We start from the raw sequence: 11,217 nt of genomic DNA on the forward strand, positions 1-11,217 counted from the left end.
CTCCTTGGTGAAAGAATAGCGACCGGATAAAACAAATAAATTTTCCTTCCCTTCCAGACATACAACAACAGCATTTTCATCAGCTCATTTTTGTTCCGCGAATACCAGGAAGAATCTTTTTGATTAAGTATTGCTATATGAGTATGTGTGTTATTTACAGGTGTTTATATGGTTTTAAACGACAAACATTGCGTTGGAGATGTAGTTGCCGGCGCCGGGATAGGAATATTGTCTACAAAAATTGCCTATTGGCTTTTCTAAAAATTGATACACTATTTAAAGGTAAAAATGAAAAAGTATCTACAATAATTTACCCATATTATGAATATAACCATAATGGTCATTGTGTAAAGTGTGAATTTTACAACTTTATAAAATAATTTAGTAACCAATAGTTAGTTATTAATATTAATTTTAAAATATTGATCAAATTAAACTATTTTGAAACTTTACATCCGATATATGGTAAGTAACCGATGTAAGATTGCGGTTAGAGATGAACTCAAAAAGCTCGGACTGCATATTGTTGCGATCAATTTAGGGGAAGTAGATATTTTAGAAAATATTTCTTTAAAAGACAAACAACAACTTAATAATGGCTTATCTGCTCTAGGTCTAGAATTAATTGATGAAAGGAAAGCTATTTTAATAGAAAGCATAAAAGGTGCTATCGTTGAAATGGTGCATTATTCAGATAAAATAATCAAGATAAATTTTTCGAACTATATAAGCCAAAAACTAAATTATAACTATACTTACCTGGCCAACCTTTTCTCTGAAAGTCTGGGAATCACGATTGAACAGTTTATCATTTCCCACAAAATTGAACGTGCGAAAGAACTAATGTTTTATGGAGAACTGAATATAAGTGAAATTGCTTTAAAATTGCATTATAGCAGTCTGGCGCATTTGTCTACACAATTTAAAAAAGTAACGGGCTTTTCACCTTCACATTTTAAAGAAAAAAAAGAAAACAGACGTTGTCCGATTGAAGAAATCGGCCTGTAAATCTAATAGTATTCTTACATTCCTCAATTTGATAGATATGCAATTGAATATAAAATGTATTTCATAAAAAAGAAAAACATTTTACCTAACCGGAAGAGTCTGATCTTAAAAGCATTAATTGTTTAAATGTAGAGTATGATAACTGTAAAAAAAAAGGGGATTATACTCGAGAAAACCAATCTGGATTTTGAAAACGGAGGCGTTTTAAATCCCGCGGTCATTAAAGAAGGAAATAGTGTCCATCTTTTTTACCGGGCTGTGAGTAAAGGTAATTTTTCCAGTATCGGTTATTGTGAATTAGACGGTCCTGTTTTGGTAAAGGAAAGACGCACTACAGCCGTTCTTTCATCAGAGTATAGTTATGAATCACAAGGGTTGGAAGATCCCCGACTTGTAAAAATTGAAGACACTTACTTTTTGACATATACGGCTTATAATGGCGTAAATGCATTAGGGGCACTCGCGCTCTCAAGTGACTTAATTCACTTTAAAAAACAAGGAATCATAGTACCACAAATTACCTATCAGGAATTTATAAGACTAACAGAACATGGAGCAGAAAGTAAGACCCGATGCCTGGTTTATAATGAACACAACAGGATTTTTCATAGTGATACAGCAGGTGTTTATTTATGGGATAAAAACCTGATTTTTTTTCCGCGGAAAATTAATGACAAATTATGCTTTTTGCATAGAATAAAGCCCGATATCCAAATTATAGTAGAAGTAAACGATTTAAAGGAATTGACATATGAATTTTGGCAGCATTATTTTTTAAACATTGATGAATCGATTGTTCTTTCTCCAAAATACAAACATGAATCAAGTTATATAGGTGGAGGTTGTCCCCCAATTGAGACCGCATTTGGTTGGTTAATCATATATCATGGTGTTCAGGATTCGGAGCATGGCTATATTTATTCTGCTTGCGCAGCTTTACTGGATTTAAAAAATCCAAGAAATGAAATTGCTCGATTACCCTATGCTTTATTTAAGCCTGATCAGGAATGGGAATTGAAAGGTGAAGTAAATAATGTATGTTTTCCAACCGGGACCAGTTTATTTGACGATACATTATACATCTATTATGGTGCTGCCGACGAACGTATCGCCGTTGCATCAATCAGTATTTCTGAATTATTAAAAGAATTAATGAATATTCATCATGAAAAATAAGATACAACGCGATATTATTCGATTAACCTTAGAACAAAAAAAAGCGGCATCAGAAAACAGAACGTCCGAAATTTTAGTTATATCCAGTTATCCTCCCAGAGAATGTGGAATTGCAACCTATTCTCAGGATTTAATTACAGCACTGAATAATAAATTTCAGAGCTCTTTTTTAATTAAAGTGTGTGCCGTTGAGACATCAAAGTACAAACATTCTTACCCAAAAGAAGTGGCCTATGTCCTTGAAAGTGATAATCAGAAATCGTATATCGATTTAGCGGAAAACATTAATAAAAATGATGCCATACAAATGGTGTTAATTCAACATGAATTTGGATTATTCAGGACAAACGAGACTGATTTTATCACATTGCTGACGATCATTACCAAACCGATTATAATTGTATTCCATACAATATTGCCACAACCGGATGAGCTTTTTAAACGATCGGTTCAAAAACTGATTTCATTTACTAAAGCAGTTATTGTAATGACTCATTCGTCTAAAAAAATATTAATCGATGATTATTCTGTATCTCCTCACAAAATATCAATTATACCGCACGGAATCCATTTAGTAGCCCATACAGACAAAGATGTTCTAAAACGGAAGTATGGATTATCCGGGAAAAAGGTATTGGCTACTTTCGGATTGTTAAGCTCCGGGAAAAGTATAGAAACGACCCTTGATGCGCTACCGGAGATCATCCAAGAAGCTCCCGATGTTGTATTTTTGATAATAGGCAAAACACATCCTTCTGTGGTTAAGCACGAAGGCGAAGTTTATCGGGCAATGCTTAAAGAAAAAATTAAAAAATCGGGCTTACAACAAAATGTAAAATTCATAAATAAATACCTCCCTCTGGATGAGTTATTAGAATACTTACAACTCACCGATATTTACTTATTTACATCTAAAGATCGCAATCAGGCTGTAAGCGGAACGTTTTCATATGCGATAAGCTGTGGTTGTCCGATTATTTCTACTCCAATTCCACATGCTCTGGAAGTATTAGAAAATAATACCGGAATTATTATCGATTTTGAAAATCCAAAACAACTGGCTGAACAGGTGATACACTTATTGAACGATGAGCCTTTGCGAATCAATATCAGTTTAAACGGACTGCATAAAATGGCTCCGAATGCATGGGAAAACTCCGCTATCAGTCATGCGGTTTTAATGGATAAACTGATCCATCATAAACTCTCACTGCACTATAAAATTCCGGACATTAACCTGAATCATCTCAAAAAACTTACGACTGAAATAGGAATCATACAGTTCAGTATCATTAACAAACCGGATAGGACTTCGGGATATACATTAGACGACAATGCAAGAGCATTAATTGCCATGTGTCAACATTTTGAATCAACTAAGGATACAGCCGATATCGAATATCTGATTTGCTATTTTAACTTTATAAAGTATTGTCTGCAACCGGAAGGTAATTTTTTAAATTATGTAGACGATAATAAGAATTTTACGGCACAAAATAAACTTGTAAACCTGGAGGACGCAAACGGTAGAGCCATTTGGGCATTAGGCTATCTTATTTCTATCGGAGATTTACTACCTGAAACACTTGTTGCGGAAGCTCAGGCAACAATGAAAAGAGCCTTGAGAAATAGTATTAAAATTCGTTCGCCTCGTGCCATAGGGTTTATTATAAAAGGCATCTATTACAGTAATTTCAAAATGAAGTCGGATGAAAATATAACAAACGTAAGAAGTTTGGCGAACAGTTTGGTTCAGATGTTTGAAACGGAATCGAATCCCGAATGGCTTTGGTTTGAACGTTATCTGACATATGCCAACAGTGTACTGTCTGAAGCCTTGATTTACGCCTGGCTTTTAACCGAAGATCAGCAGTACAAAAAAACGGCAAAAATAACTTTCGATTTTCTGCTTTCTAAAATATTTAAAAAAACGAAAATAAAAGTAATCTCTAATAATGGCTGGATGCATCATAGGGAAGGGATACTACCTGAAAAAAATGGAGGCGAACAACCCATAGATGTTGCGTATACCATTCTGGCATTGCGTTTATTTTATGAAGTATATAAAGAAAAGGGCTATTTAAATAAAATGAGCATTGGTTTCAATTGGTTTTTAGGCAAAAATCATTTGCACCGAATCATCTACAATCCGCTAACCGGAGGTTGTTATGATGGATTAGAGGACAACTATGTAAATCTCAATCAAGGAGCAGAATCAACGGTTAGTTATTTAATGGCCCGATTAGCAATGGAAAAATATTTCCCTGAGCCGACTAAGAAAAATAAAACCACAGGAATTCTCCTTAAAAGAACAAGAAAAACAATGCCCGGAGTAAGATCCTATCTCTTAAGAAAACAAAATGTAACGTGTTTAAAACATGTGAATTATGAAAACTATAAAAATAATTATAGAAGTATATATGGCTACCTTTATAGTGTATTAATGAATCAAAAAAAGAACTTATGAAAAGTGTAGCTATAATGACAGTTGCTTTATTATTTGCATTAAATAGTAAGGCACAAAATGTAAATGTTCAGGAAACCTCCAAAACGACTGTTACTACAGTGAAAAATTCGGATGGAAACAAAAAATTTACGAAAAATGAAACCGTTAGGGAAGTTCAGAATATTGAGTTGAATGATGTAAAACCCCATACTTTAAATACAGAGATGAAAGAGTCTCCGGTCGTGTCTACTTCTGTAACAAAAATCACAAGTCCGGACGGAAGTTCAAAAACCTTTGAACCGGATAGATCGGCATATTATTTATCAAATGGGAATAAATATAGAATTGTTCCCGATGGTGCGGGTTATGCAATAAAACAGGGAAGTAAAAAATTAGCCTTATTAAGAAAGACATCAACGAACCACTATGTATACATTACCAAGAATAAAACTTCAATAGGATATTTTGATACAAATGGAAATTTGATCATAGAAACATACGATGGTAAATCGGATACGATTCTAACAGAAACGTATTTGGTTACTAAAAATTAACAGCATTTAGTCTTTAAATTCTATTTTGCTATTATTTAGAACTAACCCACGAATATTAAATTAGTATTACAGAATTTTACCCACTTGGTATTTATATGCTTTACTATAGGAATCACAATTTCTGTTTAAGTATTGTGCGCTGGAAAAAGAAACATCGCTTATTAGTAAGGCAATTGTTTTTCTTTTAAAGCTTATATTAAAGTATATAACTATCAGGTTTCATTTATAAAAATAGTAGGCTGATCAATTCAAGCCTTTTTTTAGTGCTAAAGAATAGTCTTTCGACATCTTATTTTAATGTGGCATTAGTGCGGCGTATGGATTCTCTATTCTTATAATTTAACCAGGCCTGTCCTTTATACTGTCGCATCCAATTGTCGTAATATTGCATAATGGTCATATTTCGGATTCCTTTAAGCAGGTTTTTGGGTCTGCCGGCTAATGCTTTTAAACGCAATGAAAATCCCGGAGTAGTGTATTTCATGTAATACCACCATCCTTCGGGAATGTATAACATTTCACCGTGTTCAAGATTAGTGATATAGGGCGTTATCATTTCTAAAGCCGGAAATTTTTCAAAATCAGGGTTGTCAAAATCAATATTTTCATGACATATCCAGGAATAAGGGAGGCGATATATATATTGTGCTTCATTTGGAGCAACGAGTATGCATTGCTTTTTGCCTTCAAAATGAATATCAAAAATATTAGATAAGTCGATATCGTACTGCATGTATACTTTAGTCCCCTGTCCTCCAAAAAAGATAAACGGAAGAGTTTTTATCAGTTTAATACCCAATTCCGGCCATCTTATATCTGTTTTCAGATCCGGTACATCTTTCATCAGATTATATAAAAAGATTCGTAAGTCTGTAGGTCCTCGTTGTAAGATTTCAATATATTGCGACATCGGAAGAGTTAAATCGGGCTCGTTTAATTTGGGGATACACTCTGCTATTCCACTATTATATAAGGGAACGATTTTATCGCCGGCAATTTCTTTTAAAAATTTAAAACTCCATTTGTGAACCGCTGGCCAATCATCAACTTGATTGGTGATGACCAGAGGTTTTTGAAGGTTGTAATAATTGTCAATAAATACTTCTTTTGTGAGTTTTTCGACTCTATCGATCTCTATATAGTTAAAAGCCATAGCACTTTTTTTTAGATGTTTAAAAAGAATCTTTTTGAACTAATCTCGAAAAATAACCTTTAACAAAGGCTTCTCTTTGATTCTCCGTCATTTTATCAGTATCCTGAATATCAATTTTTATAGCATCGAAATGGTGATCAGATCTTAAAAAATGGAATAATTCGGTTTTTGCATCTGTTGCTCCAAAAAGAATAACATTTTGATAGTGAATAATTGTTGCTCCCAATTTTTTATAATAGGACAATGTTTTTTGCTGCTCAATGTTATGTACTCTCTTTTCTCTTTTTTTTAGCAAGTGCTGTTTCTCAGGATGTGGAGATGCCGTAGGAAAGCTAATAATCGTTGTATTACCACTGTTGGTATCAAACTTTAATAGATAGGCTTCGGAATGATCCATCCAAATGCCCAGATTTTTTATTGTTTTCATTTCCTTCTTAATTAAAAGTATAGTAAGTAAGCATATAATACTACTAAAATAACGTTACCGATTTTAGTAGTTGTTTTTCCCTATTGAATAGAGTGATAATCATCATTTTGTTTTCGTATTTATAAAGTGCTGAACAGATAAGAATTGAAGTTAACTTTCTGTGTGAATTGGTTCAGATGGCATGTATATAGTCTTACCGAAAAGAATGTTGTAAAAAATCGCTAAGAACTTATATTTCCTCAGCGATTTTGTTTTGAATTATTATATTAAAGGACAGTGGTTATTTTGGTAAGTTCTTCTTCAGTCTTACCAGGGTTTATTGGTACGCGATTTAACATCGCTTCTTTTTTTCTTCTTCAAAATGTAAATCAGCATCGATTATGAATGGGAATTTAGCGTTGAGCTTTCTTTTTTGTTCCCTCAAATTAGAGTTTTTTTTACATTAGTTGTAGTATTAGTATCAGGCATTTTATCAGAATCGCTCATAATGTATCTGTCTTAGTTGTAAAGCGTTATTAAACGATAAAGAGCGCCGGAATACGTTTTATATGTTAGGCCAACTACATTTATGAGTTACATCATTCACCTATTTAATCGTAAACGAGTCTATTATTTAAAGGCTTTGTCGCCCTTAATGAGTCTAATCAATATAACGATTATTGCAATAATCAATAAAATATGGATTATCGGACTGGCACTATAGCCGAAAAAACCAACAGCCCAAAGTATCATCAAAACTATCGCAAGTATATAGAGGAAATTGTTCATGATATTGTTTTTAAATGAATCGAACGTATAAAAAAAATCGCCAGGTATTTATTCCCAACGATTTTCCTTTTAAAGATTTTAAAGAGCACTAATTATTTGGGTTAATTCCTCTTTGGATTTACCTAATTTATTTTGTACTCTGCTTAGCATTTCGTCTTTTTTTCCTTCCTCGAAATGTAAATCAGCATCTGTTAATGATGGGAATTTAGCTTTAAGCTTTCCTTTTTGTACATACCAATTTGACTTTGTCGCATTTGGTGTCACAGGATTTTTAACGGAATCTTTCATTGTGAATTAGTTTTATTTGTAATGTTGTTATTACACTGTAAAGGTACTTCTGTCTGATACAGAAAGTATTACACAATTTATATGATCCTTTATATCATTCACACATTTGATGTAACAGACGATCTTTTTCAGCAATAGACAATTGCTGTTTAATCGATTCTAAATATTGTTCGAAATCGATTATGGCCATCTGATCCTCACCATAGGATAAAAACAATGGTGTTTCTCCTAAATGCTCATAGAGCTCCGGAAATTCCTTTTGGATGATTACCGTTATGGTAAAGATCTCACGCATAAGTTTCCGGGTGGTTTCAATATTATTCATAGCCGCTTTTTATTACTGTCAGAATCATTTTAAACCGTTCATTAGCTTTGATTAAATTGGGCTTATGAGCCGGAATAATTATCGATTGTCCCGTTTCCAGTAAAAACGAAGTGCCGTCAATTATAATTTCTGCTTTCCCCTCGATAATCTGAGCGAATGTGTCAAATGGAGATGTTTTCTCTGTGAGTCCCTCTCCACTGTCAAATGAAACCACACTGATATTTCCGGTTGATTTTTTTAGAATTGTTTTGATCACCACAGCATTCGGTACATATTCTATAATTTCAACCGTTATATAGACTTTTGCTTTTTCGATATCAGGAACGTTCATGATTTTGATGTTATTAGTTATTCTTACCTGCAAACAGCTAAAAGGCAAATACAATTTTAGTATTTTACATTACTTTTTACTGTTTACAGTCAGGTTTGTAAATGCCAAACCTATTTCATTCAGATCATGGTTGAACTCATTTTTAAAAGTATTCCAGTCCGATTGCTCATCGTTATACGTGTTTATTCGCATTCTTAGTTCCAGATTTCGTTGCTCCAGATTATCAATTTTTCTGGCATAACGGGTATCGTATTTTTTTCCGGGTTTTCTCATTTCTGCTTTTAATTCGGTAATACGTGTCTGGTTGGCATCAATTTTTGCTTCCGATTCGTTTTTAAACACGATCCATTCCTGCTGATGTTCTACTCGTAACGCTTCATCACGGATTCGTTGTTGTTCCGCATTATTTCGGTCTCGTGTAGCCTTCAAGTCTAGTTTTGACTGTTCTATTTTTCGTTGCGATGCTTCTTCTTTTTTAGAATAAGATTGACATGCTACGAGTAAGCTCCCTGCCAACATCATCATGATTGCCAGAGAAAAAATTGCTTTCTTCATTTAATATAAGTTTAGGGATTAAAAATCGGTAACTGTTATAAATACCGGGATTGGCTCAATCCTTACTGTTAGCAGTATTTAGCGTTATAATCTTGAAATAATTTTGTATAATTCTTCTTTTGTTTTACCGAGTTTGATTTGAAGTCTTTTATACATTTCTTCTTCTTTTCCGGGTTCAAACAGTAAGTCGTTGTCAGTTAGTACGGCGAATTTTTCTTTTAGCCTACTTTTTTGTTGTTTCCAGCTCACATTTACTTCTGAAGGGCACATTGTTATGGTTTTTAATTGTGAAAAAGATTTCACTATACAAAGGTTAGTCAAATTGCCATATAACACATTACACAATTAAATCGCAGTATTATATGATTCACATATTTACGGCCCTCAACTGTATTTTGTATTCTTAGGAAGACAATAAGGGCTCTTATTTTAGAGTAGAAAGCTTGTCAAGCTTAAACTTTATATCCTTAAGAATCTTAAACTGCTTTTCCTGAGTTTCAAAAAGTGTTTTGATTTGTTCTTCAAGTAGTAAATCCATTTTTTGATGCAAACTTCTGATTTGCATTTCGGTTTTAAGATTGATCAGATAATCATTTTCATTTCGCTTTCTGTCTTTTTCTTCCTGGCGATTCTGACTCATCATGATAATAGGAGCCTGTAAAGCTGCAATACAAGAAAGTATAAGATTCATTAAGATAAAGGGATAGGGATCAAACTTGTATAAACCAATGGCAAAAATGTTAAAAACGATCCATATGAAGAGTAATATTCCAAATAAAAGAATAAACTTCCAGCTTCCTCCAAATTGAGCCAATCGATCTGATAATTTTTGTTGATTGGTTAACATTTCTATCGGAGGATGCAAAAGATTTTGAATAATAAGTTCTTCTGCTTTTATTGTGTCCTCAACAATTTTGTGTAGCTTATTGAGATGCTCTTTTTCATCTGATAATAATTTATCAATTTCTTTACTTTCCATAATATATCAGATTATGTAATAGCAAAATGGATAGATAATGATTTAAGGTACCATCTCAATTCAATTTGGAATTATAATCAAAATTCGGATATTTTCAAAAACCGAGCATTATATAATCCATAAAATAAATTATATAATTCACATGTTTTCAAGTCCTTTTCGGTTTTTTTTCTTTAAATTTTTAAAGAAAGAAGGGGTCAGCCCGGTAATTTTTTTAAACTGATTAGATAAGTGAGCCACACTACTATAGTTTAATTTGTATGATATTTCCGTAAGAGAAAGCTCATCATAGAGCAATAGCTCTTTTACCTTTTCTATTTTATGAAGAATAATGTAATGCTCAATTGTAGTTCCTGTCGCTTCCGAAAAAAGATTCGCTAGATAAGTGTAATCGTAATTTAGCTTTTCGCTAATGTAATCGGAGTTTTTTATTTTAGGAAATTCATCTTCATAATGAACCATCTCAATAATAACATTTTTTATTTTTTCAATTAAAATTGCTTTCTTATCATCCATTAACTCCAGGCCTGATAAAAATAAAGCCTCTTTTAATCGATTATGTTGTTCGTCTGATAAAATTTCTTTGATTTCAACTTCTCCTAAATCTATAGCGCCATAATTAATCCCAAGTTTATTTAACTCGTCTTTTACCACCATCTTACAGCGTATACTGACCATATATTTTATATAAATCTTCATCATAATTAATCAAAGAAAATGTATACGCTATCTAAGAAATATTCTGTAGTAAGAATAATCTATTTAATTGTTATTAGCGATGATTAACTATCTCAAATTTAGTGATTTAATGCATAGCTGCTTAAGAAATTAAGGAATAGTTAAGGGGTTTCTATGATTACGACGACTGAATTATGTTGGGCTTAGAGAAATTGAGTAAGCAGTATTCTGAAAATACTTACAGAGCTTATTTGCAAGTATCTGTTTTAGACTTGTATTACGCTACTATTAATTCATACTCATTTGTAGATTGTATGCATCATTTTGATTTATATTACATATAACAAGTGCTTGAATAAGCAAGCTTTAAGGGTAAAGTCAAAAACAATAGAAAGGATATTTTAAATTATTCAATAGTAATAATTTATCATTACCTTTGAACTGAGTTGTTTAAGTCAAAAATGTGACAACAACAACCTAATGATAACAGTAATTACGTTACCAAATCGTTACCATTTTGTTTGAAAAT

The 11,217-nt window shown here is 32.7% G+C and carries 14 protein-coding genes; 4 read left to right on the forward strand and 10 right to left on the reverse strand.

What is annotated here, in order from left to right; genetic code table 11:
- The first annotated feature begins 462 nt into the window (after positions 1 to 462).
- The 4 genes from Q1R07_RS16175 (at position 463) to Q1R07_RS16190 (ending at position 5,184) form a co-directional block, all read left to right on the forward strand.
- Positions 463 to 1,008, forward strand: a complete 546-nt coding sequence (locus Q1R07_RS16175; RefSeq protein ID WP_300492224.1) for an AraC family transcriptional regulator — start codon at positions 463 to 465, stop codon at positions 1,006 to 1,008.
- Between the two features lie 135 nt (positions 1,009 to 1,143).
- Entirely contained in the window at positions 1,144 to 2,184 is a 1,041-nt protein-coding gene (locus Q1R07_RS16180; protein WP_300492226.1) for a pesticidal protein Cry7Aa, read from the forward strand.
- Positions 2,174 to 4,651, forward strand: a complete 2,478-nt coding sequence (locus Q1R07_RS16185; protein ID WP_300492227.1) for a glycosyltransferase — start codon at positions 2,174 to 2,176, stop codon at positions 4,649 to 4,651. The genes Q1R07_RS16180 and Q1R07_RS16185 overlap by 11 nt, the downstream gene beginning before the upstream one ends.
- Complete coding sequence (locus tag Q1R07_RS16190) at positions 4,648 to 5,184, forward strand: hypothetical protein (RefSeq protein WP_300492228.1); 537 nt, start codon at positions 4,648 to 4,650, stop codon at positions 5,182 to 5,184. Before Q1R07_RS16185 ends, Q1R07_RS16190 begins: the two co-directional genes overlap by 4 nt.
- A 289-nt stretch (positions 5,185 to 5,473) precedes the next feature.
- Here Q1R07_RS16190 and Q1R07_RS16195 read toward each other — a convergent pair whose 3' ends face one another.
- The 10 genes from Q1R07_RS16195 to Q1R07_RS16240 form a co-directional block, all read right to left on the reverse strand.
- Positions 5,474 to 6,337, reverse strand: a complete 864-nt coding sequence (locus tag Q1R07_RS16195) for a cupin-like domain-containing protein (RefSeq protein ID WP_300492230.1) — start codon at positions 6,335 to 6,337, stop codon at positions 5,474 to 5,476.
- 19 nt (positions 6,338 to 6,356) lie between these two features.
- Positions 6,357 to 6,764, reverse strand: coding sequence for a hypothetical protein (locus tag Q1R07_RS16200; protein ID WP_300492231.1), 408 nt, complete (start codon positions 6,762 to 6,764; stop codon positions 6,357 to 6,359).
- A gap of 609 nt (positions 6,765 to 7,373) precedes the next feature.
- Entirely contained in the window at positions 7,374 to 7,532 is a 159-nt protein-coding gene (locus Q1R07_RS16205) for a lmo0937 family membrane protein (RefSeq protein ID WP_300492232.1), read from the reverse strand.
- 78 nt (positions 7,533 to 7,610) lie between these two features.
- Positions 7,611 to 7,820, reverse strand: coding sequence for a general stress protein CsbD (locus Q1R07_RS16210; protein WP_300492233.1), 210 nt, complete (start codon positions 7,818 to 7,820; stop codon positions 7,611 to 7,613).
- 94 nt (positions 7,821 to 7,914) lie between these two features.
- Positions 7,915 to 8,145, reverse strand: coding sequence for a hypothetical protein (locus tag Q1R07_RS16215; protein ID WP_300492235.1), 231 nt, complete (start codon positions 8,143 to 8,145; stop codon positions 7,915 to 7,917).
- On the reverse strand, positions 8,138 to 8,476 hold the full coding sequence (locus tag Q1R07_RS16220; RefSeq protein WP_300492236.1) for a cupin domain-containing protein: 339 nt from the start codon (positions 8,474 to 8,476) through the stop codon (positions 8,138 to 8,140). Before Q1R07_RS16220 ends, Q1R07_RS16215 begins: the two co-directional genes overlap by 8 nt.
- Positions 8,477 to 8,545: 69 nt before the next feature.
- Positions 8,546 to 9,031 (reverse strand): hypothetical protein, encoded by a 486-nt coding sequence (locus Q1R07_RS16225; RefSeq protein ID WP_300492238.1) that lies wholly within the window; start codon positions 9,029 to 9,031, stop codon positions 8,546 to 8,548.
- An 84-nt stretch (positions 9,032 to 9,115) separates the two neighbouring features.
- Complete coding sequence (locus Q1R07_RS16230; protein ID WP_300492239.1) at positions 9,116 to 9,301, reverse strand: general stress protein CsbD; 186 nt, start codon at positions 9,299 to 9,301, stop codon at positions 9,116 to 9,118.
- A gap of 154 nt (positions 9,302 to 9,455) precedes the next feature.
- Positions 9,456 to 10,010 carry a DUF1003 domain-containing protein gene (locus Q1R07_RS16235; protein ID WP_300492240.1) on the reverse strand — a complete coding sequence of 185 codons (555 nt, stop codon included), beginning with the start codon at positions 10,008 to 10,010 and terminating at the stop codon, positions 9,456 to 9,458.
- 138 nt (positions 10,011 to 10,148) lie between these two features.
- A complete protein-coding gene (locus tag Q1R07_RS16240; protein ID WP_300492241.1) occupies positions 10,149 to 10,709 on the reverse strand; it encodes an AraC family transcriptional regulator in 561 nt (186 codons plus the stop codon).
- Positions 10,710 to 11,217: the final 508 nt, after the last annotated feature.

The sequence above is a fragment of the Flavobacterium sp. genome (genome assembly GCF_030146175.1).
Classification (GTDB): Bacteria; Bacteroidota; Bacteroidia; order Flavobacteriales; family Flavobacteriaceae; genus Flavobacterium.

Bases quoted from the DNA above. Each gene is read 5' to 3' on its own strand.
- Q1R07_RS16220 (WP_300492236.1), bottom strand. From the start codon at position 8,476: ATGAACGTTCCTGATATCGAAAAAGCAAAAGTCTATATAACGGTTGAA.
- Q1R07_RS16240 (WP_300492241.1), bottom strand. From the start codon at position 10,709: ATGAAGATTTATATAAAATATATGGTCAGTATACGCTGTAAGATGGTG.
- Q1R07_RS16210 (WP_300492233.1), bottom strand. From the start codon at position 7,820: ATGAAAGATTCCGTTAAAAATCCTGTGACACCAAATGCGACAAAGTCA.
- Q1R07_RS16195 (WP_300492230.1), bottom strand. From the start codon at position 6,337: ATGGCTTTTAACTATATAGAGATCGATAGAGTCGAAAAACTCACAAAA.
- Q1R07_RS16235 (WP_300492240.1), bottom strand. From the start codon at position 10,010: ATGGAAAGTAAAGAAATTGATAAATTATTATCAGATGAAAAAGAGCAT.
- Q1R07_RS16185 (WP_300492227.1), top strand. From the start codon at position 2,174: ATGAAAAATAAGATACAACGCGATATTATTCGATTAACCTTAGAACAA.
- Q1R07_RS16230 (WP_300492239.1), bottom strand. From the start codon at position 9,301: ATGTGCCCTTCAGAAGTAAATGTGAGCTGGAAACAACAAAAAAGTAGG.
- Q1R07_RS16180 (WP_300492226.1), top strand. From the start codon at position 1,144: ATGATAACTGTAAAAAAAAAGGGGATTATACTCGAGAAAACCAATCTG.
- Q1R07_RS16175 (WP_300492224.1), top strand. From the start codon at position 463: ATGGTAAGTAACCGATGTAAGATTGCGGTTAGAGATGAACTCAAAAAG.
- Q1R07_RS16190 (WP_300492228.1), top strand. From the start codon at position 4,648: ATGAAAAGTGTAGCTATAATGACAGTTGCTTTATTATTTGCATTAAAT.
- Q1R07_RS16225 (WP_300492238.1), bottom strand. From the start codon at position 9,031: ATGAAGAAAGCAATTTTTTCTCTGGCAATCATGATGATGTTGGCAGGG.
- Q1R07_RS16205 (WP_300492232.1), bottom strand. From the start codon at position 7,532: ATGAACAATTTCCTCTATATACTTGCGATAGTTTTGATGATACTTTGG.
- Q1R07_RS16200 (WP_300492231.1), bottom strand. From the start codon at position 6,764: ATGAAAACAATAAAAAATCTGGGCATTTGGATGGATCATTCCGAAGCC.
- Q1R07_RS16215 (WP_300492235.1), bottom strand. From the start codon at position 8,145: ATGAATAATATTGAAACCACCCGGAAACTTATGCGTGAGATCTTTACC.